Origin of the sequence: Rhodococcus sp. B10 (assembly GCF_011770055.1) — a bacterium.
In the GTDB taxonomy this organism is placed as follows: Bacteria; Actinomycetota; Actinomycetes; order Mycobacteriales; family Mycobacteriaceae; genus Rhodococcoides; species Rhodococcoides kyotonensis_B.
Genome location: NZ_JAAFYV010000003.1, coordinates 139,846 through 165,501 on the forward strand (window position 1 = coordinate 139,846; position 25,656 = coordinate 165,501).

The 25,656-nt window shown below is 66.8% G+C and carries 31 protein-coding genes; 25 read left to right on the forward strand and 6 right to left on the reverse strand.

What is annotated here, in order from left to right:
• The first annotated feature begins 2 nt into the window (after positions 1–2).
• Complete coding sequence (locus tag RhoFasB10_RS03110; RefSeq protein WP_084423508.1) at positions 3–569, forward strand: DUF2567 domain-containing protein; 567 nt, start codon at positions 3–5, stop codon at positions 567–569.
• Here the strand turns inward: RhoFasB10_RS03110 and RhoFasB10_RS03115 are convergent.
• Positions 560–1,261 (reverse strand): NUDIX domain-containing protein, encoded by a 702-nt coding sequence (locus tag RhoFasB10_RS03115; RefSeq protein WP_167675034.1) that lies wholly within the window; start codon positions 1,259–1,261, stop codon positions 560–562. The genes RhoFasB10_RS03110 and RhoFasB10_RS03115 overlap by 10 nt on opposite strands.
• 103 nt (positions 1,262–1,364) lie before the next feature.
• Here RhoFasB10_RS03115 and nadA point away from each other — a divergent pair, with 103 nt between their 5' ends.
• From nadA to RhoFasB10_RS03135, 4 genes are all read left to right on the forward strand, one after another.
• Positions 1,365–2,411 carry a quinolinate synthase NadA gene (gene nadA, locus RhoFasB10_RS03120; protein WP_068420750.1) on the forward strand — a complete coding sequence of 349 codons (1,047 nt, stop codon included), beginning with the start codon at positions 1,365–1,367 and terminating at the stop codon, positions 2,409–2,411.
• Positions 2,408–3,994, forward strand: coding sequence for an L-aspartate oxidase (locus RhoFasB10_RS03125; RefSeq protein ID WP_068420752.1), 1,587 nt, complete (start codon positions 2,408–2,410; stop codon positions 3,992–3,994). The genes nadA and RhoFasB10_RS03125 overlap by 4 nt, the downstream gene beginning before the upstream one ends.
• A gap of 11 nt (positions 3,995–4,005) precedes the next feature.
• On the forward strand, positions 4,006–4,866 hold the full coding sequence (nadC, locus tag RhoFasB10_RS03130; protein WP_068420970.1) for a carboxylating nicotinate-nucleotide diphosphorylase: 861 nt from the start codon (positions 4,006–4,008) through the stop codon (positions 4,864–4,866).
• A gap of 93 nt (positions 4,867–4,959) precedes the next feature.
• Positions 4,960–5,334, forward strand: a complete 375-nt coding sequence (locus RhoFasB10_RS03135) for an RNA-binding S4 domain-containing protein (RefSeq protein ID WP_068420754.1) — start codon at positions 4,960–4,962, stop codon at positions 5,332–5,334.
• Here RhoFasB10_RS03135 and RhoFasB10_RS03140 read toward each other — a convergent pair.
• Entirely contained in the window at positions 5,331–6,320 is a 990-nt protein-coding gene (locus tag RhoFasB10_RS03140) for a LysR family transcriptional regulator (protein ID WP_068420971.1), read from the reverse strand. The genes RhoFasB10_RS03135 and RhoFasB10_RS03140 overlap by 4 nt on opposite strands.
• 81 nt (positions 6,321–6,401) lie before the next feature.
• On the opposite strand from RhoFasB10_RS03140, the gene RhoFasB10_RS03145 reads away from it, so the two are divergent.
• Positions 6,402–6,812 (forward strand): DUF5997 family protein, encoded by a 411-nt coding sequence (locus tag RhoFasB10_RS03145; RefSeq protein WP_068420756.1) that lies wholly within the window; start codon positions 6,402–6,404, stop codon positions 6,810–6,812.
• On the opposite strand, the gene RhoFasB10_RS03150 is transcribed toward RhoFasB10_RS03145, so the two are convergent.
• Both RhoFasB10_RS03150 and rhtB read right to left on the reverse strand, forming a co-directional pair.
• A complete protein-coding gene (locus RhoFasB10_RS03150; RefSeq protein ID WP_167675036.1) occupies positions 6,813–7,199 on the reverse strand; it encodes a YchJ family protein in 387 nt (128 codons plus the stop codon).
• Positions 7,200–7,212: 13 nt separating this feature from the next.
• Positions 7,213–7,845 (reverse strand): homoserine/homoserine lactone efflux protein, encoded by a 633-nt coding sequence (rhtB, locus tag RhoFasB10_RS03155; RefSeq protein WP_068420760.1) that lies wholly within the window; start codon positions 7,843–7,845, stop codon positions 7,213–7,215.
• Between the two features lie 81 nt (positions 7,846–7,926).
• Between rhtB and RhoFasB10_RS03160 the strand changes: the two genes are divergently transcribed.
• From RhoFasB10_RS03160 to hisI, 13 genes are all read left to right on the forward strand, one after another.
• On the forward strand, positions 7,927–8,394 hold the full coding sequence (locus RhoFasB10_RS03160; RefSeq protein ID WP_167675038.1) for an SRPBCC family protein: 468 nt from the start codon (positions 7,927–7,929) through the stop codon (positions 8,392–8,394).
• A gap of 205 nt (positions 8,395–8,599) precedes the next feature.
• Positions 8,600–9,565, forward strand: coding sequence for an alpha/beta hydrolase family protein (locus RhoFasB10_RS03165; protein ID WP_254303373.1), 966 nt, complete (start codon positions 8,600–8,602; stop codon positions 9,563–9,565).
• Positions 9,566–9,593: 28 nt separating this feature from the next.
• The gene (locus RhoFasB10_RS03170; protein ID WP_068420764.1) at positions 9,594–10,112 is read left to right on the forward strand and encodes a DinB family protein; all 519 of its coding nucleotides are present in this window, start codon (positions 9,594–9,596) and stop codon (positions 10,110–10,112) included.
• 58 nt (positions 10,113–10,170) lie between these two features.
• Complete coding sequence (hisD, locus tag RhoFasB10_RS03175) at positions 10,171–11,511, forward strand: histidinol dehydrogenase (RefSeq protein WP_068420766.1); 1,341 nt, start codon at positions 10,171–10,173, stop codon at positions 11,509–11,511.
• The gene (locus RhoFasB10_RS03180) at positions 11,508–12,656 is read left to right on the forward strand and encodes a histidinol-phosphate transaminase (RefSeq protein ID WP_068420768.1); all 1,149 of its coding nucleotides are present in this window, start codon (positions 11,508–11,510) and stop codon (positions 12,654–12,656) included. The genes hisD and RhoFasB10_RS03180 overlap by 4 nt, the downstream gene beginning before the upstream one ends.
• The gene (hisB, locus tag RhoFasB10_RS03185; protein ID WP_068420769.1) at positions 12,653–13,279 is read left to right on the forward strand and encodes an imidazoleglycerol-phosphate dehydratase HisB; all 627 of its coding nucleotides are present in this window, start codon (positions 12,653–12,655) and stop codon (positions 13,277–13,279) included. The genes RhoFasB10_RS03180 and hisB overlap by 4 nt, the downstream gene beginning before the upstream one ends.
• Positions 13,280–13,325: 46 nt before the next feature.
• Positions 13,326–14,450 carry an MFS transporter gene (locus tag RhoFasB10_RS03190; protein ID WP_068420974.1) on the forward strand — a complete coding sequence of 375 codons (1,125 nt, stop codon included), beginning with the start codon at positions 13,326–13,328 and terminating at the stop codon, positions 14,448–14,450.
• Positions 14,447–15,076: an imidazole glycerol phosphate synthase subunit HisH gene (gene hisH / locus RhoFasB10_RS03195; RefSeq protein ID WP_068420771.1), complete on the forward strand. Its 630-nt coding sequence runs from the start codon at positions 14,447–14,449 to the stop codon at positions 15,074–15,076. The genes RhoFasB10_RS03190 and hisH overlap by 4 nt, the downstream gene beginning before the upstream one ends.
• A gap of 13 nt (positions 15,077–15,089) precedes the next feature.
• Positions 15,090–15,305: a hypothetical protein gene (locus RhoFasB10_RS03200; RefSeq protein WP_068420773.1), complete on the forward strand. Its 216-nt coding sequence runs from the start codon at positions 15,090–15,092 to the stop codon at positions 15,303–15,305.
• Between the two features lie 44 nt (positions 15,306–15,349).
• Entirely contained in the window at positions 15,350–16,084 is a 735-nt protein-coding gene (gene priA / locus RhoFasB10_RS03205; RefSeq protein ID WP_068420775.1) for a bifunctional 1-(5-phosphoribosyl)-5-((5-phosphoribosylamino)methylideneamino)imidazole-4-carboxamide isomerase/phosphoribosylanthranilate isomerase PriA, read from the forward strand.
• A gap of 6 nt (positions 16,085–16,090) precedes the next feature.
• Positions 16,091–16,921, forward strand: a complete 831-nt coding sequence (locus RhoFasB10_RS03210) for an inositol monophosphatase (RefSeq protein ID WP_068420777.1) — start codon at positions 16,091–16,093, stop codon at positions 16,919–16,921.
• The gene (gene hisF / locus RhoFasB10_RS03215) at positions 16,918–17,691 is read left to right on the forward strand and encodes an imidazole glycerol phosphate synthase subunit HisF (RefSeq protein ID WP_068420779.1); all 774 of its coding nucleotides are present in this window, start codon (positions 16,918–16,920) and stop codon (positions 17,689–17,691) included. Before RhoFasB10_RS03210 ends, hisF begins: the two co-directional genes overlap by 4 nt.
• Before the next feature lie 34 nt (positions 17,692–17,725).
• Positions 17,726–18,064, forward strand: coding sequence for a phosphoribosyl-AMP cyclohydrolase (hisI, locus tag RhoFasB10_RS03220; protein ID WP_068420782.1), 339 nt, complete (start codon positions 17,726–17,728; stop codon positions 18,062–18,064).
• Positions 18,065–18,301: 237 nt separating this feature from the next.
• Here the strand turns inward: hisI and RhoFasB10_RS03225 are convergent, their stop codons facing one another.
• Positions 18,302–18,799, reverse strand: a complete 498-nt coding sequence (locus tag RhoFasB10_RS03225; protein ID WP_068420784.1) for a MarR family transcriptional regulator — start codon at positions 18,797–18,799, stop codon at positions 18,302–18,304.
• A gap of 93 nt (positions 18,800–18,892) precedes the next feature.
• Positions 18,893–19,357, reverse strand: a complete 465-nt coding sequence (locus RhoFasB10_RS03230; RefSeq protein ID WP_068420785.1) for a peroxiredoxin — start codon at positions 19,355–19,357, stop codon at positions 18,893–18,895.
• 56 nt (positions 19,358–19,413) lie between these two features.
• On the opposite strand from RhoFasB10_RS03230, the gene RhoFasB10_RS03235 reads away from it, so the two are divergent.
• From RhoFasB10_RS03235 to lgt, 6 genes are all read left to right on the forward strand, one after another.
• The gene (locus tag RhoFasB10_RS03235; RefSeq protein WP_167675040.1) at positions 19,414–20,985 is read left to right on the forward strand and encodes an anthranilate synthase component I; all 1,572 of its coding nucleotides are present in this window, start codon (positions 19,414–19,416) and stop codon (positions 20,983–20,985) included.
• On the forward strand, positions 20,982–21,653 hold the full coding sequence (locus RhoFasB10_RS03240) for a TIGR02234 family membrane protein (protein WP_167675042.1): 672 nt from the start codon (positions 20,982–20,984) through the stop codon (positions 21,651–21,653). Before RhoFasB10_RS03235 ends, RhoFasB10_RS03240 begins: the two co-directional genes overlap by 4 nt.
• Positions 21,654–21,730: 77 nt before the next feature.
• The gene (gene trpC, locus RhoFasB10_RS03245) at positions 21,731–22,540 is read left to right on the forward strand and encodes an indole-3-glycerol phosphate synthase TrpC (RefSeq protein ID WP_068420791.1); all 810 of its coding nucleotides are present in this window, start codon (positions 21,731–21,733) and stop codon (positions 22,538–22,540) included.
• Between the two features lie 51 nt (positions 22,541–22,591).
• Positions 22,592–23,905 carry a tryptophan synthase subunit beta gene (trpB, locus tag RhoFasB10_RS03250; protein ID WP_167675044.1) on the forward strand — a complete coding sequence of 438 codons (1,314 nt, stop codon included), beginning with the start codon at positions 22,592–22,594 and terminating at the stop codon, positions 23,903–23,905.
• A complete protein-coding gene (gene trpA / locus RhoFasB10_RS03255; protein WP_068420794.1) occupies positions 23,902–24,702 on the forward strand; it encodes a tryptophan synthase subunit alpha in 801 nt (266 codons plus the stop codon). Before trpB ends, trpA begins: the two co-directional genes overlap by 4 nt.
• Positions 24,699–25,646, forward strand: coding sequence for a prolipoprotein diacylglyceryl transferase (lgt, locus tag RhoFasB10_RS03260; protein WP_167675046.1), 948 nt, complete (start codon positions 24,699–24,701; stop codon positions 25,644–25,646). The genes trpA and lgt overlap by 4 nt, the downstream gene beginning before the upstream one ends.
• The last annotated feature ends 10 nt before the right edge of the window (positions 25,647–25,656 follow it).

The following is a 25,656-nucleotide window of genomic DNA, read 5'->3' on the forward strand; positions in this document are numbered from 1 at the left end:
GCGTGTCGAACGAGGGAGTCGGAGCACGGACGACGGTCAGGACGTCGCTCGTCGCCGTCGTCGCATCCGTGGTGGTGGGCGCCCTCGCCGGCCTCCTGTGGTCGATACTCGCGCCGACGGAACAATTCGTGGTCGTCGTTCCCGGTCAGGGTGCAGCGCTGACGGGAGAAAGCCTGCACCGATTCGATTCCCTCGCGTTGTTCGGCTGCATCTCGTTCGTGTGCGGCGTGCTGCTCCCCGTCGCGTTCTGGACGCGCAAGGCCGCCCGCGGTCCGGTCCTGTTCCTGGGAATGCTGGCGGGTGCCGTTCTCGGCGCGCTGGCGATGCTCGGTATCGGAGTGTGGGTCGCCGGGTTACTGCACGCGCGGCCGCAGGATCCGGCCGTCGGATCGGTCGTCGAGGTGGCACCGGGGATCGGATCCCTGTTGGCCCTCGTGATCCAGCCGCTCGTGACGTCGCTCGTCGTCGTACTGCTCGCCGCGATGAATCCGCACGACAACCTGATGTACACACCCGTCGACGAGTCGATCGAACCGGACGACGTCGCACTCGAGAAGGATCACGCCTGACCGGGCGGTCTCAGAGCGGCGAACTCGTCGGTGACGCGCAACGACGCGTCGGCGAATCGGTAGAGCGCAGGCGGGCGGCCACCGGCCTTGCCCGGCGGCGCAGTCTTTCCCGTCGCTTCGAGCACTTTCCGTCGCGCCAGCACGCGCTGCAGATTGGTCGCGTCGACCTGATAGTCCAGAGCTGCCGCGTAGATTTCGCGCAGCGTCGACATCGCGAACTCGACGGGAGCGAGTGCGAACGCGATGTTGGTGTACGACAGCTTCGCGACGAGACGAGCGCGCGCGTGCCGCACGACCGTGCCGTGATCGAACGCCGTCTCGGGTAGGCGAGCAACCGGATGCCACGCCGTGTCAGGCGGCAGTGTGGGGTCCGACGAGATGGGGACGAGACCGAGAAAGTTCGACGCGATTCGGCGGTCGCCGGGGATGCGGTCGGGGTCGGAGAAGATCGACAGCTGTTCGAGATGCGCGACCGTCCGCACGTCCACCTTCTCGGCGAGCTGCCGACGCGCCGACGTCGGAAGGTCTTCGTCGTCGCCGAGAACCCCGCCGGGGAGTGACCAAGATCCCAGGTCGGGCTCTTGCGCTCGTTGCCAGAGGAGGACGGCGAGTTCGGGGCCGTGGCCTGCGGAAAAGGTTCGCACCTGGAACACCGCGATGAGCACCTCGTGCACAGTGCTACGATGAGTCATGTTTTCGATTGTAAGTCGAAAACCCTTACGGAGGAAATCCGGACGAAGGTGACGTCACCACGACGACATTGTGCAGCCGGGTGATCGGTGAAGGAGTACCGAAATGACGAGCACTGCATTCCGTCTCGACACTGCTGTCGACCTGGGCGAGATCGTCGACGGCCCGGCGGGATACGGGGGAGTCGAACCGACCGAGGAGTGGGCCGCGGAGGTCAAGCGGTTGGCGAGGTTGCGTGGCGCGACGCTTCTCGCGCACAACTACCAGCTTCCGGCGATCCAGGACGTCGCGGACTTCGTCGGTGACTCTCTCGCACTGTCGCGTGTCGCCGCCGAGGTGCCCGAGAACGAAATCGTGTTCTGCGGCGTGCACTTCATGGCCGAGACCGCGAAAATCCTGAGCCCGTCCAAGACAGTGCTCATCCCGGATCAGCGTGCCGGATGCTCGCTCGCCGATTCGATCAGCGCCGATCAGCTGCGCGAGTGGAAGGACGAGTTCCCCCACGCGGTCGTCGTGTCGTACGTCAACACGACGGCCGAGATCAAAGCCCTCACCGACATCTGCTGCACGTCGAGCAACGCCGTCGAGGTCGTCGAGTCGATCGACCCGAGTCTCGACATCCTGTTCCTGCCGGACCAGTTCCTCGGCGCACACGTCAAGCGCGTGACCGGCCGCGAGAACCTGCACATCTGGGCGGGCGAGTGCCACGTGCACGCCGGCATCAACGGTGACGAGCTCGCCGCCAAGAGCCGCAGCCTGCCCGACGCCGAACTGTACGTGCACCCCGAGTGCGGCTGCGCGACGTCGGCTCTGTATCTCGCGGGCGAGGGCTTCGTGGCGCCCGACAAGGTCAAGATCCTCTCGACCGGCGGCATGCTCGACGCGGCCCGCGACACCGGTGCACGGCAAGTGCTCGTCGCGACCGAGATCGGCATGCTGCACCAGCTGCGCCGTGCCGCGCCGAACGTCGACTTCCAACCGGTGAACGACCGTGCGTCGTGCGGCTACATGAAGATGATCACCCCCGCAGCCCTGCTGCGATGCCTCGTCGAAGGCAAGGACGAGGTGCACGTGGATCTCGACACCGCTCACGTCGCGAGCAAGTCGGTGCAACGGATGATCGAGATCGGCACACCCGGCGGCGGCGAGTGACACCGTCCGTCGGGGGAGCCGAGCCGTCGATCGGTTGGGAAGCTTCGGCGGACCTGGTGGTCGTCGGCGGCGGCGTGGCCGGACTCAGCGCGGCGATCTCGGCGACACGGCGTGGACTGCGCGTCGTGACCCTTGCCAAGGGCGACGCGTCGGGCACCTCGACGCAGTACGCACAAGGCGGCATCGCTGTTCCTGGCACGGCTGCCGAGGGCGACTCCGTCGATTCGCATGTGCACGACACGTGCGAAGCCGGCGTCGGTCTGTGCGACGAGGACGCGGTTCGATCGATCGTCGAGGCGGGGCCCGCGGCGCTGTCGATGCTCGAGTCGCTCGGTGCCGTCTTCGATCGTGGTGTCGACGGCGCCCGCGCCCGCACCAGGGAAGGCGGCCACCGCGTCCGACGCATCGTCCATGCGGGCGGTGACGCCACAGGCGCGGAAGTGCAACGTGCACTGAGCGATTCGATGCCGTCCGTTCTCCACGGGACCTCGGTGATCCGCGTGCTCGTCGATCGCGGCGACGTCGTCGGAGTGCTGGCGCACTCGGCGGCCGGGTACGGCGTCGTGCATGCCCCTGCCGTGCTGTTGGCGACGGGCGGGCTCGGACAGCTGTTCTCGTGCAGCACCAATCCGCCGGAGGCGACCGCGGACGGTATCGCGTTGGCGCTCGACGCAGGCGCGGAGATCATGGATCTGGAATTCGTTCAGTTCCATCCGACGGTGTTGTTCGCCCCCGGGTCGACCGGCCGCAGACCTCTCGTGAGCGAGGCGGTTCGGGGAGAGGGCGCACATCTGGTCGATCTCACCGGTATCCGCTTCGTGGCGGACAGTCATCCGCTGGGGGATCTCGCGCCGCGTGACGTCGTCTCGCGGGCGATCGCCGAGCGGATGCGCCTCACCGGCAGCGACCACGTGATGCTCGACGCTCGGGCCATCCGTCACTTCCACACGCGGTTCCCGACCGTCACCGCGTCGTGCCTCGCGGCAGGCATCGATCCGCTGGACGACCTGATTCCGATCGCGCCCGCTGCGCACTACTCGTGCGGAGGCGTCGCGACGGACGTGTGGGGACGAACCAGTGTCCCAGGCCTTTTCGCGGCCGGCGAGGTCGCGCGAACAGGGTTGCACGGCGCGAATCGGCTCGCGTCGAACAGCTTGCTGGAGGGTTTGGTCGTCGGTGAACGCGCGGGAATCGCCGCAGCGGAACGCCGCGGACGGCGTGCCGAGATCGGGGACGTCTCGCTGCCGTCGACCGCGAGTATGCCTCGGGCGACTCTGCAGGCACTCATGACCGAGAACGCAGGCGTCGTACGGGATGCCGAGGGTCTCGAGACCGTCGTGCGTGCTCTGGACGGCGCACGTGCCGTCGAGATGCACGAGAAGGTATGGGAGGACGCAGCATTGACGACGGCCGCGTCGGTTCTCGCGCTGGCGGCGTCGGCCCGCGAGGAAAGCCGCGGCTGCCATACGCGGCGTGACTGTCCGGACATGTCGTCGGCGCGAAGCAGCCGCGTTCGTCGAGACGAAGCAGGCGACATCGAGATACGCGGTGTCGAAGAATTGACGGGAGTAGGTCGACAGTGAAGGAACAGACGGTGACCGAACTGGCGAAACAGGGACTCGATCCGGAGGAGATTGGTGCGCTCGTACGTGTAGCCCTGGACGAGGATCTGCGATTCGGACCGGACGTGACGACGACAGCTACCGTGAGCGCCGACGCCGTCGCGACCGCCTCGGTCGTCGCTCGCCAGCCGGGCACCGTCGCCGGCATCGACGTCGGTCTCGTGGTTCTCGACGAGGTGCTCGAAGCGTACGAGGTGACGGACCGAGTCTCGGACGGGTCGACAGTCGTTCCGGGACAATCGGTTCTGACCATCACCGCGCCGACGCGCGGCTTGCTGACGGCCGAGCGGACGATGCTCAACCTGATCTGTCACCTGTCCGGAATCGCGACTGCAACCGCGGCGTGGGTGGCCGAAGTGGCCGACACCGACACGAAGATCCGCGACAGTCGCAAGACTCTGCCCGGCCTTCGCGCGCTGCAGAAGTACGCGGTCCGCGCGGGAGGCGGCGTCAACCATCGCATGGGCCTCGGCGACGCGGCGCTCATCAAGGACAATCACGTCGCCGCGGCGGGATCGGTCGTCGCGGCATTGAATGCCGTGCGGGCTCTCGCGCCGGACCTCGAATGTGAGGTCGAGGTCGACAGTCTCGAGCAGCTCGATGAGGTGCTCGCCGAGGATGTGGCGCTGGTTCTGCTGGACAATTTCCCGCTGTGGCAGACGCAGATGGCTGTGCAGCGCCGCGACAAGGTGGCACCGCAGACCAAGCTGGAGTCGTCGGGAGGTCTGACGATCGATGTCGCGCACGACTACGCGAAGACCGGGGTCGACTACCTGGCCGTCGGCGGCCTCACGCATTCGGTGACGGTCCTCGACCTCGGGTTGGACATGTAGGTTCACCCTTTTTCGGCATCGTTGGTCCGCGGCAGCCGTCTTTTCGATGCCGCGGACCATCGATGCCGAGGGCGTCGGCTAAATTCGAGAGTGATGGTCGAAAATCAGAGCGTACGGCTGGACAGCTGGGTCTGGGCGGTGCGGCTGTTCAAGACCCGTTCGGACGCGGCGAGCGCATGCCGGGCGGGTCATGTCCGCGTGAACGGCACGCCTGCGAAGCCCGGTCTGCGTATCGGCCCCGACGACGAGATCCGTCTCCGCGTCGGCGGGCTGGAGAAGATCGTCGTGGTGACGCGACCGATTGCGAAACGCGTCGGCGCGTCCGTCGTTCCGCAATGCCTGATCGACCGTAGTCCGCCTCCGCCGTCCAAGGAGATCCTCGCGTCCGTTCCGCGACGCGATCGAGGTGCGGGAAGGCCCACCAAGCGAGAACGACGCGAGACCGACAAGCTGCGGGGGCTGGGTTAGCCCCGCTTGCCGCGCTTGCTGGGCGGTGAGCCCTTGCGTCCCTTGGAGGCAGTCGGCTGCGGCTTCTTCTTCGGCGCCGCCTTCTTGCGGGTCTGCGCTGCCGGTGTCGTCGACCCACGCGAACTGCGAACCGACCTCCCGCGCACGATGCCGACGAATTCCTCCACCAATTCGGTCGTCCGATCCGTCGGCCACGCAACGGCGATCGGCGACGACGCCACACCGTCGACCGGCCGGTAGACCAGGTCGCGTCGACTGTGCAGCCGTGCGATGGACTGCGGTACGACCGCGATGCCCAGCCCGGCAGCCACGTATTCGAACAGCTGCGCGTTCGACTCGACCTCGATCGGCGCCAGGCGGGAACCGTCGGCGATTTCCGTTGCGACGGAAGCCCACTCGGGAACTTCGTCCGCGTCCTGCAGGAGGTGCTCGTCGGCGAGATCCGTCACCGGCACACGGTCGTACGCCGCCACCGGGTGATCTTTGGGCACGACGACGACGAGCTGTTCCTCGTACAGCGTGATGATGCTCCGGCCGTCGCGGTCGATGGGCAACCGCACGAAACAGACGTCCGCGGACTCGTCGGCGAGCGGGAGGAGTTGAGTCTCGACGGTGGTCGGGACCAGTCGCAGTTCGACGTCGGGGATGCGCTCGGCCCAGATCCGCGTCCACTTCGTCAGCGTGACGCCCTCGGTGTATCCGATCGTGAAGGTGGGATCGGTTCGCGCCGCTGCCTCGGCGGCGACGCGCTCTTCGTCCTCGGCCACGAGGCGACGCGCCTCGAGGAGGAATTCGGCCCCCTGTTCGGTGAGCTGTGTCGGCGACGCCCCGGGGACGAACAGCGAAAAACCCAGGCTTTCCTCGAGATCGATGACGGTGCGGCTGAGCCGAGTTCGAGCGATGTTCAGCGACTTCGCCGCCCGCGCGAAGTGCAGTTCCTCGGCTACGGCGATGTACCAGCGGAGGTCACGGACGTCGAAGTTCACAGTCGTCACAGTAGGCGAGGGCCGAGGCGCTGCTCGGAGTCGGTGGCATTCGGGGCAGTTTTCTACCGATAAGCTGTACCGGTGAGCCCGGAGAAGAACCCGCAGTACATGAAGCCCCTGACCGCGGCGAACAAGCTCGGTATCTACCTGCAGGCAGCCCCCGACGAATTCCAGAACACACCGCTGACCCGGTCGGATCTGGAGGCGCTCCGCAAGGATCCGCCCGCATGGCTGACCGAGCTGCAGACGAACGGCCCGTTCCCGAAGGACGTCGTCGCCCGCAAGCTGGGTGTGTCGATCGCGGGACTGGCCCGCGCCGAGATCACCGACGCGCTGACCGCGTCGCAGATCGCCGAACTACTCGAGGATCAGCCGGACTGGTTGGTCAAGGAACGCCGCACCCAAGCCGAGGTGCGTGCCGAAGCCGAGCGAGTGAAGGCCAAAGAAGAGGCGCGACGCGCCGCGACGAACCGGCCCGCGAAGAACCGCTAGTCACCGAAGGCCGATGACCCCGTCGAGGTACGACCACGCCCCGTCGACACGTACGAAACGGCTGCGTTCGCGCAGTACACCGTTGCCGTCGGGGTGCTTGTAGTAGGCGCTGAACTCGACGATGCCTTCGTCGTCGAGCAGGCCGCCTGCCCGGGTGTCGTGTATCTCCAGGCGGTACCACCGCTGTTGTGGATCGAGTGCGAGGTCGTGCGGCGCCGTCGTCGGGTGCCAGGTGCGACGCAGGTACTCCTCGTCGCCGACGGCAAAGGCGCTGTACCGCGACCGCATCAGACGTTCCGCGGTCGGCGGCGTCGATTCCCCGCGCAGGTAGGGACCGCAGCATGCGTCGAACGGCTCGCCGCGTAGGCAGGGGCAGACGGTGCTCACGACAACCTCCCGATCAGGCCGCGGGTGCGGCGCGTCGGATCGTGGCCAGGAACGACGCCGCGACGAAGAACAACCCGGCGAACGTGCGGTTGACGCCGACCTGCTGACGACGCGACCGCATCACGCGCAGCACGCGTGAGGCCAGCGACGTGTAACCCGTCATCACCAGCATGTCGACGGCGACCATCGTCGCGGCGATGACGAGGTACTGCGGCAGCAGGGGACTCGACGGATCGAGGAACTGGGGGAGCACCGCGAGCATGAACACGACGGCTTTCGGGTTGCTCGCGTTGACGAGGAACCCGCGCACGAGCATCGTGACACCACGATCGGCGACGGGCGTCGCGCCGTCGATCTCGGTGGGGGCCGCGCGCCACTGGCGAATGCCGAGGTAGACGAGGTAGGCGACGCCGAACCATTTGATGACGGTGAACGCGAGCGCCGAGTTGGCGAGAACCGCGCCCAGACCGACGGCGACGATGGCGATCTGCAGGAGCAACCCGATCTGCAGGCCGAAGATGTTCCAGTATCCGCGTCGGAGTCCGTGGCGAAGGCCGGTCGACATCGACGCGATCGCTCCCGCGCCGGGGGAGAGACTGATGACGACGCTCGCGCCGAGGAAAGCCAGCCACACATGCCAGGTCATCGGCCTATTGAACTATGTGTATGCCGTGCCGGTCGAATCGCCCGAGAGTGAAGTTCTCCGCGCCGGGGTACGTGTGGAGACATGGTTTCGATACGCACGATCGACAGAGGCGACCGCGTCGTGGCTCGCCAGGTGGACGTCAACGCGTCGGCCGAAGAACTGTTCGCGAGGGTGGCGAACCCGCACCGGCATGGAGAGCTCGACGGATCCGGAACCGTGAAGGACACGGTGAACGGCCCCGATCGGCTGAGCCGTGGGGCGAAGTTCTCGGTCGGCATGAAGCAGTACGGGGTGCCCTACAAGATCACGAGCACGGTGACGGATTTCGTCGACGAGAGCACCTCGAAGGTCGTCGAGTGGCGACACCCCATGGGCCACACGTGGCGGTGGGAGTTCGACGAGAAACAGCCCGGCGTCACCACTGTGACGGAGTCGTTCCAGTACGGCACCGCGAAGGCGCCGAAGGTGCTGGAAATCTTCAAGATGCCGCAGCAGAACGCCAAGGGAATCAGTTCGACCCTGGAGAAGCTGGCGCGGCAGTACGCCTGAAAGACGGTGCGGTGAACCGGCGGTGACGGATTCGTCTCGAAATCCGTTCCCGTCGGTTTCGCCCTTTTTCGGTGATACTGTTCGCCGCACCAATCAGTGGACACGGTTGCAGGATGTGGCGGAAGGGATTCATGTGAACACCAGGCGAGCCATCGCGACGTGTACCGCAGCACTGCTGTGTGTGCTCACTCCCTCGATCGCCGGAGTGAGCTCCGCTGCTGCCGAGGACCTTCCGGTCGCTGCCGCGTCGTCCGCCGACGGGTCGTACATCACCTCCGCGACGCGCATCGACGACCGTCAGCTGAAGCTCGAGATCTACTCCGCCGCGATGGACCGCACGATCCCTGTCCAGGTCATGACACCGGCCGACGGCTCGGTGTCCCGGCCGGTGCTTTATCTGCTCAACGGCGCAGGCGGCGGCGAGGACTCGGCGTCCTGGCAGTCGCAGACCGACAGCGTGCAGTTCTTCCAGGACAAGAATGCCTTCGTCGTCACTCCGCAGGAAGGCAAGTGGTCGTACTACACGGACTGGATCGCCGACGACCCGGTTCTCGGCCGCAACAAGTGGCAGACCTTCATCGGCGAGGAGCTGCCGCCGCTGATCGACGCGCAGTTCGACACCAACGGTGTTCAGTCCATCGCCGCACTGTCGATGTCGGGTACCTCCGTGCTGAACCTGGCGATCGCCTACCCCGGCCAGTACCGCGGCGTCGCGGCGTACAGCGGCTGCGCTCAGACGTCGGACCCGCTCTCGCAGCAGTTCGTCAAGCTCGTGGTGGAGACGTACGGCGGCGGCAACGTCGAGAACATGTGGGGTCCGCTCGACGGACCGGTGTGGCGCGAGAACGACCCGATCCTGCACGCCGAGCAGCTGCGCGGCACCGAGATCTACATGAGCACCGGTACCGGCCTTCCCGGCATCCCGCACGACACCCCACTGAACCCGCGCTTTGCCGAGGGCAAGGCCCGGTTGTTCCCCGACCAGCTGATCGTCGGCGGCGGAATCGAAGCCGTCGTCAACTTCTGCACGTCGAACATGGCCAAGGAGCTCTACCGCCTCGGCATCCCGGCCCAGGTCGACTTCCGTCCCGTCGGCACGCACTCGTGGGGTTACTGGCAGGACGACCTGCACGCGTCGTGGCCGATGCTCGCGCGCTCGATGGGAATCTGAGGGGCCGCAGGGATCTAGACTTTTCGGCATGGCAATCGTTCCCGACACGAAGAACTGGACCTGGGTCCTCGAGCGGCAGTGTCCCGACTGCGGGTTCTTCGCCGGCGACGTCTCGTTTCGCGACATCCCCGCATTGATCAGAGCCGACGTCGACGCCTGGGCGGACGTCCTGTCGTCCCCACACGTCGCACAGCGACCGGACGAGCAGACCTGGTCGCGACTGGAGTACGGCGCGCACGTCCGCGACGTCCACCGGAAGTTTCTGACGCGCCTCGATCTGGTGCGTACCGAGGACGACCCTCTGTTCGAGAACTGGGACCAGGACGCGACGGCGATCGAGGACGACTACAACGCGCAGGACCCGGCCACGGTGGCGGTCGAACTCGCCGACGCGGCACGCGCCCTCGCGGACGCGTTCGACGCGGTGCCGGATGCCGATCTGTCGCGAACCGGTCGGCGGAGTGACGGCGCGCGGTTCACCATCCGGACACTGGCGCAGTACTACATCCACGACCCGGTCCATCATCTGTGGGACGTGCGGCGATAGCCGAAAATCACGCGAACTATCCTTGAGTTACACCATACGACTTTCCGAAGGGGTCACTATGCCTGCCCGCATCGAGCTCGCCCGCGTGGATCTACGCGGCCGAACTCCATCCACCGCCGAACTACGCGGCGCTCTCCCACGAGGCGGAGTGGATGTCGACGCGGTGCTGCATCATGTTCGCCCGGTCGTCGACGCGGTCCGCGATCGTGGTGTCGACGCGGCCCTCGAGTACAGCGAGCAGTTCGACGGTGTTCGCCCCGATCGGGTGCGGGTGCCGGCCGAGGCGCTGGTCAAGGCGCTCGACGAGCTCGATCCTACGGTGCGTGAGGCGCTGGAGGTCGCGATCACGCGTACCCGCGTCGTGCATGCAGATCAGCGCCGGACGGACACGACGACCGAGGTCGTCCCCGGGGGCACTGTGACCGAGCGATGGATTCCCGTCGACCGCGTGGGGCTGTACGTGCCCGGTGGTAACGCCGTCTACCCGTCGTCGGTGGTCATGAACGTGGTGCCCGCGCAGACCGCGGGCGTCGGCTCGCTCGTCGTCGCGTCGCCCCCGCAGGCGGAGTTCGGCGGTCTGCCGCACCCGACGATCCTTGCTGCCGCGCAGCTGTTGGGTGTCGACGAGGTGTGGGCTGTCGGCGGTGGCCAGGGCGTCGCTCTGCTGACCTACGGCGGCACCGACACCGACGGCGCCGAGCTGGCCCCGGTGGATCTGATCACCGGCCCCGGCAACATCTACGTCACTGCTGCGAAGCGGTTGTGCCGTGGCGTGGTCGGTATCGACGCCGAGGCGGGCCCGACGGAGATCGCGATCCTGGCCGACGCGTCGGCCGATCCGGTGCACGTGGCAGCGGACATGATCAGCCAAGCCGAGCACGACGTCATGGCGGCAAGTGTGCTGGTGACCACGAGCACCGAACTCGCGGACGCGGTCGACGCGGCGTTGTCGGCCCAGCTGGAATTCACCAGGCATGCCGAGCGAGTGACGACGGCGCTCTCGGGTGCGCAGTCGGGCATCGTCCTGGTCGACGGCATCGACCAGGGGTTGCGCGTCGTCGACGCCTATGCCGCCGAACACCTCGAGATTCAGACCGAGGACGCGTCGGCGGTGGCTGCTCGGGTACGAAGCGCCGGAGCGGTGTTCGTCGGCGCCTGGTCGCCCGTCAGTCTCGGTGACTACTGCGCAGGGTCCAATCACGTGCTGCCGACCGCCGGGTGCGCACGGCACTCGTCGGGGCTCAGCGTGCAGACCTTCTTGCGCGGCATTCACGTCGTCGACTATTCGGAAGCGGCCCTGAAAGATGTTGCAGGTCACGTGATCGCCCTGGCGAACGCCGAGGACCTGCCCGCCCACGGCGAAGCCGTCCGCCTCCGATTCGAAGGACTGACCTCGTGAGTTCCGTTGCCGGCCGGTCTGTTTCGCTCGACGACCTGCCGATCCGAGACAGCTTGCGCGGTAAGTCCGCATACGGTGCGCCGCAGCTGACGGTTCCGGTACAGCTCAACACGAACGAGAACCCGCACCCGCCGACGCAGGCACTCGTCGACGATGTCGCCGAGTCGGTGCGCGTCGCCGCGACTCAGTTGCACCGGTACCCGGATAGAGACGCCGTCGAATTGCGCACTGCGCTGGCCGACTACCTGACGGGACAGACCGGATTCGCCGTCGACGTCGCCAACGTGTGGGCGGCCAACGGCTCCAACGAGATTCTGCAGCAGCTGCTGCAGGCATTCGGTGGACCGGGACGCTCGTCGCTCGGTTTCGTGCCGTCGTACTCGATGCACCCGATCATCTCGTCGGGCACCCAGACCGAGTGGATCGAGGCGATGCGTCGCGACGACTTCTCGCTCGACGTCGACTACGCGGTCTCGGCGATCGAGGCGCGTCAGCCCGACGTCGTGTTCGTGACGAGCCCCAACAACCCGACCGGCCACAGCATCGCCGAGTCCGACCTGCGACGAATTCTCGATGCGGCGGGCGGAATCGTCATCGTGGACGAGGCGTACGCCGAGTTCTCGTCGCTGCGCAGCGCGATCGGGCTGATCGACGACTACCCGACCAAACTCGTCGTGAGCCGCACGATGAGCAAGGCGTTCGCGTTCGCGGGCGGGAGGCTCGGCTACCTCGTGGCAGCTCCTGCCGTCGTCGACGCGATGTTGTTGGTGCGCTTGCCGTATCACCTGTCGGTCGTCACTCAGGCCGCCGCACTCGCGGCGCTGCGGCACGCGTCGGAGACGCTCGGTAGCGTCGCGCAGCTGTCGTCCGAGCGTGACCGCGTGATGGCAGCACTGACGAGCTACGGTTTCGACGTCGTACCGAGCGACGCCAATTTCGTTCTGTTCGGCCGGTTCTCGAACGCTGCTGCCACCTGGAAGCGCTACCTCGACGAGGGCGTGCTGATCCGCGACGTCGGCATTCCCGGATATCTACGCACCACCATCGGACTCGACACCGAGAACGACCGGTTCCTCGACGTCAGTGCACAACTGGTTCGAGACGAACTCGTCACGATCACAACGCAACCGGAGGCCAGCCGATGACCACGGCAGCATCACCCAGGATCGCCCGCATCGAGCGCGCGACCAAAGAGTCCGACATCACCGTCGAACTGAACCTCGACGGCACGGGCACGGTCGACATCTCGACGGGTGTCGCGTTCTTCGATCACATGCTGACGGCGCTGGGTACGCACGCTCGGTTCGATCTCACCGTGCACGCGAAGGGCGACGTCGAGATCGACGCACACCACACCGTCGAGGACACCGCCATCGTGCTCGGTCAGGCGCTCGGCCAGGCGCTCGGCGACAAGTCGGGTATCACCCGCTTCGGCGACGCGTTCATTCCGATGGACGAGACGCAGGTCCACGCATCCGTCGACGTCTCGGGTCGGCCGTACTGCGTGCACACCGGTGAGCCGGACTACCTCGTGCACTCGGTCATCGGCGGCTACCCCGGCGTGCCCTACTCGACGGTCATCAACCGGCACGTGTTCGAGTCGCTCGCGATGAATGCTCGTATCGCGCTGCATGTTCGAGTTCTCTACGGACGCGATCCGCACCACATCACCGAAGCGGAGTTCAAGGCCGTCGCGCGTGCGCTGCGGCAGGCCGTCGAGTTCGACCCTCGGGTCAGCGGGATTCCGTCGACCAAGGGAAGTCTGTGACGTCCGCTTGACGTCGCTGCTGTCCATTCGCGGTCTGCCCGCCGCGATGGCGATGGGTGCTGCCGCGTTCGGGGGATGGGGACTTCTCCTTCCCGTCGTTCCGTTGGCCGTGTCCGTCGCAGGCGGGTCCGACGCCGTCGCCGGCGCGAGTACCGCGATCTTCATGGCGACGACGGTCGCGACACAGCTGTTCGTGCCGCGCATGTTGGCTCGATTCGGTCACCGTCTCGTCCTGGCGGCCGGGTGCATCTTGCTCGGTGCGCCCGCGGCGTCGTTCGCGCTGTCGGTGGACGTGATTCCTGCGCTGAGTGTGTCGGCGGTGCGAGGCATCGGGTTCGGCATGTTGACGGTGGCGGCGTCGGCGCTCGTCGCGGAACTGGCGCCTCCTGCGCAACTCGGTCGTGCGACCGGCGCCCAGGGCATAGCCGTCGCGCTGTCCCAAGCCGTGACGCTTCCCGCCGGGTTGGCGTTGTTCGCGGTGTCCCCGACTTCGGTGTTCCTGATCGGCGCGGCGGTTCCGCTGCTCGGACTCGTGGCCATCGTGTTTCTGCCCCCGATTCGCCCTGTGGTGCCCGCACGCGGCGAGCCGCGGACATCGCGTCGCGGATTCGGACGGCTGCTGATCCCGTGTCTCGCCATCGCGGCCGCGTCGGCGTCGTTCGGCGGGCTGTCGAGTCTGCTGCCGATCGCGGAACCGGGGCGCGAGTCGATGATCGGCGTCGCGCTGTCGGTCGTCAGTGTCGCGATGCTCGTCGGACGCTACGGTGCCGGCGTGATCGCCGACCACATCGGAATCGGTCGGGCACTGGCACCAGCCCTGGCGCTCGTCGGTGGCGGTGTCGCGGTGTTCGCGTTCGCCGTGTTCGAGACCAACCCTGCGGTCGTGTTCATGGCCGCGGCGGTGCTGTTCGGACTCGGGTACGGCGCGACGCAGAACGACAGCTTGGTGATGGCGTTCGACGCCGCGGGCCGCGAGCGCTACAGCCAGGCCAGCGCCGCCTGGAACATCGGATTCGACGCAGGCACCGGCGCGGGCGCGATGACGCTCGGCCTCGTCGTCGGAACAACCGGCTACACCGGCGGATTCGCGATGGTCGCCGTGGTCGCGTTCCTGATGGCCGTGGTGGTGGCGACGTCGCGACGAATGCAGGCGGATAGACTCGGGCCATGAAATCTGTGGCCCTGCTCGACTACGGCTCGGGCAATCTTCACTCGGCCAAGCGCGCACTCGACCGCGTCGGAGCGGACGTCGAGGTGACGAACGACCCCAAGGCCGCTCTGGCTGCGGACGGTCTCGTCGTTCCCGGCGTCGGCGCGTTCGCGGCGTGCATGGAAGGTCTCCTCGGGGTCAAGGGAGACCGCATCATCGGCCAACGCCTCGCAGGCGGACGTCCCGTGCTCGGCATCTGCGTCGGGATGCAGATCATGTTCGAGAGGGGCGTCGAATTCGGCGTGGAGGCCGACGGCTGCGGCGAGTGGCCCGGCACCGTCGAACGGTTGGCCGCACCGGTGCTTCCGCACATGGGCTGGAACACCGTCCGCGCGCCGGAGAAGAGCGTTCTGTTCGACGGTATCGACGCCGACACCCGGTTCTACTTCGTGCACTCCTACGCGGTGCAGAAGTGGACGATGGATGTCGGTGACACCATCGCAGCTCCGCTGTTGACGTGGGCAGACCACGGCGGCGACTTCCTGGCCGCCGTCGAGAACGGCCCGTTGTCCGCTACCCAATTCCACCCGGAGAAGTCCGGTGACGCAGGCGCGGCGCTGCTGAAGAACTGGGTCGACTCGTTGTGATCGGTACGACGGGATGAGCGAGCGAGAGTTCTCGTTCGGGCGCCTCGTTGTCGCCTCTCTCGGCAGTGCCGCTCTCGCGCTGTTGCTCACCACCGTCGTCGTCGCAGTGGTTCGACCTGGTCCGGGCTGGGGTCTGGTGATCGTCGCGATCGGTATCGCCGCGGCAATCACCTCGATGGGCGTCGTCTCCACACGCATGACGCGCCGTGGACTCGGCGACGACGAGTGACCCAGCAGCTCGATTGTCGGATGCGGGCAGTAGCATGAACGCACGTGAGCCTGGTCTTATTGCCTGCTGTCGACGTCGCAGGCGGCGAAGCTGTCCGTCTCGTTCAGGGAGAGGCGGGGAGCGAAACGAAGTACGGATCCCCGCGTGATGCCGCGCTGGCGTGGCAGAACGACGGCGCCGAGTGGGTGCATCTCGTCGACCTCGACGCAGCATTCGGTCGTGGCTCCAACCGTGAACTGCTGGCCGACGTCGTCGGTGAGCTGGACGTCAAGGTCGAGCTGTCCGGCGGCATCCGCGACGACGAATCGCTGCGCGCAGCGCTCGCAACCGGTTGTGCGCGAGTCAATCTGGGCACCGCCGCGATCGAGAACCCGGAATGGTGCGCGCGTGCGATCGGCGAGTTCGGCGACCGCATCGCGGTCGGCCTCGACGTCCGTATCGAGGATGGCATCCCGCGCGTCAAGGGACGCGGGTGGGTCAGCGACGGTGGGGATCTCTGGGAGATCCTCGAACGGCTCGAGCGCGACGGATGTTCGCGGTATGTCGTTACCGACGTGTCCAAGGACGGCACCTTGACGGGGCCGAACCTCGATCTGCTGAGTCAGGTGTGCGCCAAGACCGACAAGCCCGTCGTGGCGTCCGGTGGTGTCTCGACGATCGACGATCTGCGTGCCATCGCCACACTCGTCGACCAAGGAGTCGAGGGTTCCATCGTCGGAAAGGCCCTCTACGCCGGTCGGTTCACCCTTCCCGACGCGCTCGCCGCAGTGTCCGGGTAGCCGCACATGAGTCTGCCCGAGGATCCGCAGCGCCTGCTGGACATCGCCAGTCGGTTGCTCGACGGCGTACACGAGCGATTCGTCGCGGGCGTCGGTGCGCCGAGTGCCGTGCAGAAGGGCCCGGACGACTTCGCGACGGCCGTCGACCTCGAACTGGAGAAGCGACTGACGTCGGAGCTGTTCGAGCACACCGGAATCGAAGTCCACGGCGAAGAGTTCGGTGGTCCCGACCTGCACGGCGATCCGGTGTGGGTGCTCGACCCGATCGACGGGACGTTCAACTATTCGGCCGGTCTGCCCTCGGCAGGTACCTTGCTCGCACTGCTCGACGGCGGCGTCCCGGTGCTGGCGTTGACGTGGCTTCCACTGGTACGTCAGCGATTCACGGCCATCGCGGGCGGGCCGTTGAGGCTCGACGGTGAGGCATTGCCGCGGCTCGAACACCGAGCGCTCGGGGACTCGATGATCGGGTTCGGCGCATTCAACATCGCGAGTCGTGGACGTATCCCCGGCTTGTACCGCGTGCGCATACTCGAAGAACTGTCGAAGGTGTCTTCTCGCCTGCGTATGCACGGCGCCACCGGGGTGGACCTCGCGTACACCGCGAGCGGTGTCCTCGGCGGCTGTGTCGTGTTCGGTCATCGCGCGTGGGACAACGCCGCAGGCGCCCTGATGGTGCAGGCGGCAGGCGGTGTCGTCACCGACCTCGCGGGCGCCCCGTGGACCGTCGACTCCACCTCGGTGTTGGCCGGATCGCCCGGGGTGCACGAAGAACTGTCGAAGGTCGTCGCCTCACTCGGCGATCCGAAAGATTTCCTGGAAGGACGTGTTCGATGAGCGTCGCAGTACGTGTCATCCCGTGCCTCGACGTGGATGCCGGCCGAGTGGTCAAGGGCGTCAACTTCGAAAACCTGCGCGACGCAGGCGATCCCGTCGAACTCGCCCGTGCGTACGACGCGCAGGGGGCCGACGAGCTGACGTTCCTCGACGTCACCGCGTCGACCGCCGCACGAGGCACGATGCTCGACGTCGTCAGTCGAACCGCGGAACAGGTCTTCATTCCTCTGACCGTCGGCGGGGGAGTGCGCACGGTCGACGACGTCGACAAGCTGCTGCGTGCCGGCGCCGACAAGGTAAGCGTGAACACCGCAGCCATCGCGCGACCCGAACTGCTGCGTGAACTGAGCGAGCGCTTCGGATCGCAGTGCATCGTGCTGTCCGTCGATGCCCGAACGGTTCCGGACGGCCAGGAAGACACACCGTCGGGGTGGGAGGTCACCACCCACGGCGGCAAGCGCGGCACCGGAATCGACGCTGTCGAGTGGGCCGTGCGCGGCGCCGAGCTCGGGGTCGGTGAAATTCTGCTCAACTCGATGGACGCCGACGGCACGAAGGCAGGCTTCGACCTCCCGATGATCACGGCAGTCCGATCCGCCGTCCACGTTCCCGTCATCGCGAGTGGTGGTGCGGGTGCCGTCGAACACTTTCCGCCTGCCGTCACCGCGGGAGCCGACGCCGTCCTCGCGGCGAGCGTCTTCCACTTCGGCGATCTGACCATCCCACAGGTCAAGGACGCGATGCGCGTCGACGGCATCGTCGTACGCTGACAGTCCACGGCAACTCGAAAGGTAGAGCGAGAGCATGAGTCTGGACCCGGCCATTGCCGCCCGGCTGAAGCGCAACGACGCCGGGCTGTTCAGCGCCGTCGCGCAGGAGCGCAGCACCGGCAACGTACTCATGGTCGCCTGGATGGACGACGAGGCACTGGCCCGCACACTCGAGACGCGTCGGGGAACGTACTATTCGCGGTCGCGGAAGCAGTACTGGGTCAAAGGCGAGACTTCGGGGCACACCCAGTACGTCCACGAGGTGCGCCTCGACTGCGACGGTGACACCGTGCTTCTCGTCGTCGACCAGGTCGGCGCGGCTTGCCACACCGGAACGCACACTTGCTTCGATTCGGACGTTCTGCTGGGCTGAGCCCTCGTTCGCGGACCGAGGGCGTCCCATGGTCACTCCGAGTGACCGAATGTCACCTTCGGTCGGGTCAGGTCGGGTCGGGACCGAGGGCATCCCATGGTCACTCTGAGTGACCGAATGTCACCTTCGGTCGGGTCAGGTTGCGGCGCGGTCGGGACCGAGGGCGTCCCGTGGTCACTCGGAGTGACCGAAAGTCACCTTCGGTCGGGAAAGGGAAGGGAAAACCGGGGCAGACCGTCAGGCCTTCCCCGTCCCCTCCGCGATGCCCTTGTCCAGCTGCTCGAGCATGACGGCGCTGAGCGAGGCCAGCTGTTCGACGTGATCGGGCCCGAGGCCCTCGAAAAGCAGCGCCTGCACGGTGTTGACGTGGCTCGGCGCGGCGCCGACGACCTTCTCCATGCCTGCGTCGGTCAGCACCGCATACGAACCCCGACTGCCTTCGATGCTTTCGCGTCGAACCCATCCGGCCTTCTCGAGCTTCGTGACGACGTGGGACAGCCGCGACAGCGAGGCGTTCGCGATCTTGGCGAGATCGCGGAGCTGGATGCGCCGGTCGGCGTGTTCGGACAGGCTCGACAGCACGAAGTAGTCGAAGTGAGTCAGACCGGAGTCGCGCTGCAGCTGGGTGTCCAGCGCTGCGGGTAGTCGGGTGACGATGGCTACCAACGATCGCCACGCGGCTTGCTGGCTGTCGCTGAGCCAGCGAGCTTCGACCTCGGTCGTCGACTTGTCCATCGCGGTGAGCCCTCCTGATCGAACGCAGACACTGTGTTGTGCTCAGTCACAGTGTTCCACCCGATTGAAGCTTCACACACACGCCGTACGGAACTACCGCGTCGATCGACTCCGCAGGAACTCGAGCGCATGATCGGCGTGCGCCTCGAACCGGAATTCGCTGCTGAAGGCTTCGAGGACGGTGCGGTCGGTGTCGATCACGAACGTCGCCCGCTTGACCGGTGACAACTTCCCGAGCAACCCGCGCTTGACGCCGAACGCCGTGGCCACGGCACCGTCGGAGTCGGACAGCAACGGGTAGTCGAACCCCTTGTCCGCGGCGAAGTCCGACTGCTTGGCGACGGCGTCGGTGCTGATTCCGACCCGAGTCGCGCCCACTTCGGCGAACTCGGCTGCCAGATCTCGGAAGTGACATGCCTCGGCGGTGCAGCCGGGGGTGAAGGCGGCGGGATAGAAGAACAGGACGACCGGGCCGTTCCGCAACAGCCCGTCGAGGGACTGCGGGGTGCCCGTCTGGTCGGGAAGCGTGAAGTCCGGGACGCTGTCACCTGGTTTCATGCCACGCAGGCTACCGCGCGACGCGGCGTGCGTGCGGCACCTGGGATGATGAAGTCATGCATGGCGAGACCACGACACTGCCCGGTGCGACGCAACCTGCCGACTCGTCCTCGACGACCACGCGGGAGGTGTTTCGGGCACTTGCCGCCGAACATCGCGTCGTGCCCGTCGTTCGCAAGGTGCTGGCGGATTCGGAGACGCCGTTGTCGGCGTACCGCAAGCTCGGCGGCGACCGCCCTGGGACGTTCCTGTTCGAATCCGCGGAGAACGGCCGCTCCTGGTCGCGCTGGTCGTTCATCGGTGCGGGCACACCGGCGGCGCTGACCGTGGAGAACGGAGACGCCGTCTGGCGCGGAAACGTGCCGGCAGGCGTGCCGTCGGGTGGAAATCCGCTCGACGTGCTGGGCCGCACGCTGGAGTTTCTGCGGTCCGAGCGCCTCCCCGGGCTGCCCCCGCTGACCGGCGGAATGGTCGGTTACATGGGGTACGACGCGGTCCGCCGTATCGAACGCCTGCCCGAGCATGCGGAGGACGACCTTCAGGTCCCCGAGATGCTGATGCTCCTCGCCACGGATCTGGCGGCCGTGGATCATCACGAGGGTGCGATCACCTTGATCGCGAACGCTGTCAACTGGGACGGCACGGACGAGCGCGTCGACGAGGCGTACGACGACGCGGTGGCACGCCTCGACCGGATGTGCGCGGACCTGGCCGCACCTGCACCGTCGACCGTCTCGACGATGTCGCGCCCGACCCCGAACTATCGGCGCCAGCGCACGTCCGAAGGCTTCGGCAAGGACGTCCGTCGTCTCGTCGAGGAGATCGAGGCGGGCGAGGCCTTCCAGGTCGTGCTGTCGCAGCGGTTCGAGATGGACACCGACGCAGCGCCGATCGACGTCTATCGCATGCTGCGCGCATCGAACCCGAGTCCGTACATGTACTTGATGCACGTGCCGGGGGCAGACGGCGAGACGGCGTTCTCGATCGTCGGGTCGAGCCCGGAAGCGCTCGTCACCGTCGTCGACGGTGTCGCGACGACGCATCCCATCGCAGGCACCAGGTGGCGCGGTAAGTCGGAGGAAGAGGACGTCCTGCTCGAGAAGGACCTGCTCGCCGACGAGAAGGAGAACGCCGAGCACCTCATGCTCGTGGATCTGGGACGCAACGACCTGGGCCGCGTCTGCACCCCCGGGACGGTGCGCGTCAACGACTATCGACACATCGAGCGCTACAGCCACGTCATGCACCTCGTGTCCACCGTGACCGGACATCTCGCCGACGGACGGCAGGCGCTCGACGCGGTCAAGGCGTGCTTCCCTGCGGGAACACTGTCCGGTGCGCCCAAGGTGCGTGCGATGGAACTGATCGACGAGCTCGAGCCGACTCGACGCGGAATCTACGGCGGCATCGTCGGATATCTCGATTTCGCGGGCGATGCGGACACTGCGATCGCCATTCGCACGGCCCTGATGAAGGACGGCACCGCCTACGTGCAGGCGGGGGCAGGCGTCGTCGCCGATTCGGTGGCCGAATACGAGGACACCGAGGCCAAGAACAAGGCGATGGCCGTTCTGGGCGCGGTGGCCGCCGCCGAATCGCTCCGAGCCGTGAGAGGCGATCACCCGTGACGTCGGAGACGCAGCGACGAGGCACGGGAGCCCGCGCGACGGCCGTGTCGGTGGTTTTTCTGCTCGTCGGCGCAGCGTGTCTGTGGGGCAGCTCGCGAATGACGTGGGTGACGGTCACCTCGTCGGACGGCCTGGGCGAGGCCCGCACGACCGAACTCCTCGGTAGCACGTGGGCGGCCGCGTCGACGCCCCTGGCGCTTGCGCTCGTCGCGGCGGTGGCCGCGCAATTCGCCGTCAAGGGGTGGGCGTCGCGGGTTCTGGCGGTTCTCGTCGCTCTCGTCGCCGTCGCCGCCGCCGTTCCGGCCGTCGGCGCATTGTTCGGTGACGTGTCGGCGGACGAGGCGGCGAGCGTCGCCGAACTCCCGACCCGCGCCGAGGTGACGTCGACGCAGACCTCTCTTCTCCCGGCAGCACTAGCGCTGATCGGGGCCGTGTGCGCTCTGGTCGCCGCGATCGTTCTGCTACGAAAACCAACCTCTCGGAAGGTATTGTCGTCGAAGTACGACGCTCCTGCCGCGCGGCGCGACGAAGCCGCCGAGCGCGCGAGGACTGCGTCGGAACGCGCCGACGCGAACGGTGAGGGGGATGACTTGACCGAGCGGATGCTGTGGGACGCGCTCGATGCGGGGGAGGATCCGACCGATAGGACCCCGAGGAACGATCACTGAAACCGCCCTCTACGCTAGGGAAGACCTCGATGAGCTTCCTCACATCAGGTCACCGATGGGAAAGGACTCGGGCCACCATGACTGTTCTCGATTCGATTCTGGACGGTGTGCGTGCCGACGTCGCAGCGCGAGAATCCATTGTCGACTTCGCTTCCGTGAAGGCCGCTGCGCTGAAGGCGCCTGCGGCACTGGACGCGACCGCTGCATTGCACGAGGACGGCATCGGCGTCATCGCCGAGGTCAAGCGCGCGAGCCCGTCGAAGGGCGCCCTCGCCGAGATCGGTGATCCTGCGGTTCTTGCTCAGGCCTACGAGCAGGGTGGCGCGCGCGTCATCAGCGTTCTCACCGAGGAGCGTCGATTCCACGGTTCGCTCGCCGACCTGGACGCGGTGCGCAAGGCCGTCAGTATTCCGGTGCTGCGCAAGGACTTCATCGTCGGTCCGTATCAGATCCACGAGGCTCGGGCCCACGGCGCCGACGTCATCCTGTTGATCGTCGCCGCACTCGACCAGCATGCGCTCACCTCGCTCCTCGATCGCACCGAGTCGCTCGGCATGACCGCCCTCGTCGAGGTGCACACCGAAGCCGAAGCGGATCGTGCGCTCGAAGCGGGTGCACGCGTCATCGGCATCAACGCGCGTGACTTGAAGACATTGGAAATCGATCGTGACGCGTTCTCGCGCATCGCTCCCGGACTGCCGAGCGAAGTCATCCGCGTCGCCGAATCGGGCGTCAGGGGCACGGCGGATCTTCTCGCGTACGCGGGCGCGGGTGCCGACGCGGTGCTCGTCGGCGAGGGGCTCGTCACCAGCGGCGATCCTCGTACCGCGGTCTCCGATCTGGTCACCGCGGGAACCCACCCTTCCTGCCCCAAGCCTGCCCGCTGAAACGGTAGACCCGAACGCTGCCGCCGGTGACGGCTGGGGCAGACTGGACGGGTGAGCAGCAACCTTCAGAGCCCTCGTTTCAAGGGCGGTGACCTCCCGGAGACCAGCGCGGGTGTCACCGACCGTAGTCAGCACAATCCCGACGTCGGCGGGCATTTCGGTGTCTACGGTGGACGGTTCGTTCCCGAGGCGCTCATGGGCGTCATCGAGGAAGTCTCCGCCGAGTACGACAAGGTGCGTAGCGACAACGAATTCCTCGGCGAGCTCGATCGACTGCAGCGCGACTACACGGGCCGTCCGTCGCCGGTGTTCGAGGCGACGCGGCTGTCCGAGCATGCGGGTGGCGCGCGAATCCTGCTGAAGCGAGAAGACCTCAACCACACGGGTTCTCACAAGATCAACAACGTCCTCGGTCAGGTTCTGCTCGCCAAGCGGATGGGCAAGACACGCGTCATCGCCGAGACGGGTGCAGGCCAGCACGGTGTCGCGACGGCTACCGCATGCGCCCTGCTCGGGCTCGACTGTGTCGTGTACATGGGCGAGGTCGACACCGAGCGTCAGGCACTGAACGTCGCACGGATGCGGCTGCTCGGGTCCAGTGTCGTTGCGGTCAAGTCGGGTTCGCGCACACTGAAGGATGCGATCAACGAAGCACTGCGCGACTGGGTCACCAACGCTCACGACACCTACTACTGCTTCGGCACGGTCGCCGGACCGCACCCGTTCCCGCTGATGGTCCGCGACTTCCAGCGCATCATCGGACTCGAAGCGCGACAACAGGTTCAGGCGTCGACAGGACGGCTTCCCGACGCCATCGCCGCGTGCGTCGGCGGCGGCTCGAACGCGATCGGCATCTTCCACGCGTTCATCGACGATCCGTCGGTTCGTCTCGTGGGCTTCGAGGCCGCGGGTGACGGCGTCGAGACAGGTCGTCACGCAGCCACGATCAGCGGCGGTACCCCGGGAGCCCTGCACGGCGCGTACTCCTACCTGCTGCAGGACGAGGACGGCCAGACCATCGAGTCGCACTCGATCTCGGCAGGTCTGGACTACCCGGGCGTCGGCCCGGAGCACTCGCATCTCAACGATCTCGGACGCGCGGAGTACCGCGGGATCACCGACACCGAAGCGATGGATGCCTTCAAGCTGCTCAGCCGGACCGAGGGCATCATCCCGGCCATCGAGTCGGCGCACGCGGTCGCCGGTGCGCTGAAGCTCGGCAAGGAACTGGGCGAAGGCAAGATCGTGCTCGTGAACCTGTCCGGCCGCGGCGACAAGGACGTCGACACCGCAGCCGAATGGTTCGGGCTGGTCGACAGCGATGGCGAAGCACACGTGGACGCCGAGAAGGGTGCGCAGGAATGACCGAACGTTCAGGGCTCGCAGCCACATTCGAGAAGACTCGCGCCGAGAACCGCGCAGCGCTCGTCGGTTACCTGCCGGCCGGTTTCCCGACGGTCGAAGGGTCGATCGAGGTTCTCGAGACCATGGTGAAGTCCGGTTGCGACATCGTCGAGGTCGGAATCCCGTATTCCGACCCGGTCATGGACGGCCCGACCATCCAGGCGGCCGCCGACACGGCATTGCGCGCGGGTGTCAAGGTCAAGGACGTCTTCACGGTCGTCGAGAAGGTGTCGGCGGCGGGTGGTAGCGCGGTCGTCATGACGTACTGGAATCTGGTGCTGCGCTACGGAATAGATCGGTTCGCGCGGGATCTCGCGAACGCAGGCGGACTCGGCATCATCACTCCCGACCTCATTCCCGACGAAGCAGGGGAGTGGCTGGAGGCGTCGAAGGCACACGATCTCGATCGCATCTTCCTCGTCGCGCCGTCGTCCACGGAGGAGCGTCTCGCCAGCACGGTCGAACTGAGCAGTGGTTTCGTCTACGCCGCCTCGACGATGGGCGTGACCGGCGCACGCGACGCCGTGTCGTCGGCCGCTCCCGAACTGACGAAGCGCATCCGCGCTCACTCCGACATTCCGATCGGCGTCGGACTCGGTGTGCGTTCGGGCGCGCAGGCCGCCGAGATCGCCCGCTACGCCGACGCGGTCATCGTCGGTTCCGCTCTGGTCAGCGCGGTCGACAACGGACTGGATGCTGTCGCCTCGCTCACGAGCGAACTCGCCGAGGGCGTCCGTTCGGCTAACGTGTCGTCGTGACTTCCGCCCTTGCGTCGTCGACCTCTGTCCTTGCCTACATTCCCAGCCCGCCGCAGGGCGTCTGGTACGTGGGTCCGCTCGCATTGCGGGCCTACGCGCTGTTCATCGTTCTCGGCATCGTCGTCGCGATCATCTGGGGTGACCGTCGCTGGGTCGCTCGCGGAGGAACCAAGGGAACGGTTCTCGACGTCGCGGTGTGGGCCGTCCCGTTCGGCCTGATCGGCGGGCGGCTCTACCACGTCGCCACGGACTGGACCACGTACTTCGGTGCGGGCGGTGACCCGATTCGAGCGCTGAAGGTCTGGGAGGGTGGCCTCGGAATCTGGGGCGCCGTACTGCTCGGTGGCGTCGGCGCCTGGATCGCGTGCCGCAGACGCGGTATTCCGCTGCCCGCGTTCGGCGACGCCGTGGCACCCCCGATCCTGCTGGCACAGGCGATCGGCCGCATCGGCAACTACTTCAACCAGGAGCTGTACGGCCGCGAGACCACGGTGCCGTGGGGTCTCGAAATCTACGAACGCGCCGACGCGAACGGCCGCATCGATTCGCTGTCCGGTGTGTCGACGGGACTCGTCGAGAGGGTCGTCCACCCGACGTTCTTGTACGAGCTCCTGTGGAGCCTCGCGGTCGTCGTGGTTCTCGTCATCGTGGACAAGCGGTTCTCCATCGGCCACGGACGCCTGTTCGCACTCTACGTCGCCGGTTACTGTGCAGGTCGATTCTGGGTCGAGCTGATGCGTGACGACTACGCGACGCACATCGCAGGCATTCGCATCAACTCGTTCACCTCGTCCATCGTCTTCGTGCTCGCGGTGGCGTACGTCGTCCTGGCCAAGAAGGGGCGCGAGGAGCCGTCGACTCTGGTGTCGAAGGGCGCCGAGGAGGAGAACGCGGCGACCGACGAAACAGCCGACGACGCCGCGGAACGCACACCCGAGAACTGAACCGACTCAC

Coding starts and splice junctions, on each gene's coding strand:
- hisD (WP_068420766.1), top strand. CDS start 10,171: ATGCCTGCCCGCATCGAGCTCGCCCGCGTGGATCTACGCGGCCGAACT.
- RhoFasB10_RS03115 (WP_167675034.1), bottom strand. CDS start 1,261: ATGACTCATCGTAGCACTGTGCACGAGGTGCTCATCGCGGTGTTCCAG.
- RhoFasB10_RS03225 (WP_068420784.1), bottom strand. CDS start 18,799: ATGGACAAGTCGACGACCGAGGTCGAAGCTCGCTGGCTCAGCGACAGC.
- RhoFasB10_RS03235 (WP_167675040.1), top strand. CDS start 19,414: ATGCATGGCGAGACCACGACACTGCCCGGTGCGACGCAACCTGCCGAC.
- hisH (WP_068420771.1), top strand. CDS start 14,447: ATGAAATCTGTGGCCCTGCTCGACTACGGCTCGGGCAATCTTCACTCG.
- rhtB (WP_068420760.1), bottom strand. CDS start 7,845: ATGACCTGGCATGTGTGGCTGGCTTTCCTCGGCGCGAGCGTCGTCATC.
- RhoFasB10_RS03200 (WP_068420773.1), top strand. CDS start 15,090: ATGAGCGAGCGAGAGTTCTCGTTCGGGCGCCTCGTTGTCGCCTCTCTC.
- RhoFasB10_RS03210 (WP_068420777.1), top strand. CDS start 16,091: ATGAGTCTGCCCGAGGATCCGCAGCGCCTGCTGGACATCGCCAGTCGG.
- RhoFasB10_RS03135 (WP_068420754.1), top strand. CDS start 4,960: ATGGTCGAAAATCAGAGCGTACGGCTGGACAGCTGGGTCTGGGCGGTG.
- nadA (WP_068420750.1), top strand. CDS start 1,365: ATGACGAGCACTGCATTCCGTCTCGACACTGCTGTCGACCTGGGCGAG.
- hisB (WP_068420769.1), top strand. CDS start 12,653: ATGACCACGGCAGCATCACCCAGGATCGCCCGCATCGAGCGCGCGACC.
- RhoFasB10_RS03160 (WP_167675038.1), top strand. CDS start 7,927: ATGGTTTCGATACGCACGATCGACAGAGGCGACCGCGTCGTGGCTCGC.
- trpA (WP_068420794.1), top strand. CDS start 23,902: ATGACCGAACGTTCAGGGCTCGCAGCCACATTCGAGAAGACTCGCGCC.
- RhoFasB10_RS03170 (WP_068420764.1), top strand. CDS start 9,594: ATGGCAATCGTTCCCGACACGAAGAACTGGACCTGGGTCCTCGAGCGG.
- RhoFasB10_RS03190 (WP_068420974.1), top strand. CDS start 13,326: ATGGCGATGGGTGCTGCCGCGTTCGGGGGATGGGGACTTCTCCTTCCC.
- trpC (WP_068420791.1), top strand. CDS start 21,731: ATGACTGTTCTCGATTCGATTCTGGACGGTGTGCGTGCCGACGTCGCA.
- RhoFasB10_RS03230 (WP_068420785.1), bottom strand. CDS start 19,357: ATGAAACCAGGTGACAGCGTCCCGGACTTCACGCTTCCCGACCAGACG.
- hisI (WP_068420782.1), top strand. CDS start 17,726: ATGAGTCTGGACCCGGCCATTGCCGCCCGGCTGAAGCGCAACGACGCC.
- hisF (WP_068420779.1), top strand. CDS start 16,918: ATGAGCGTCGCAGTACGTGTCATCCCGTGCCTCGACGTGGATGCCGGC.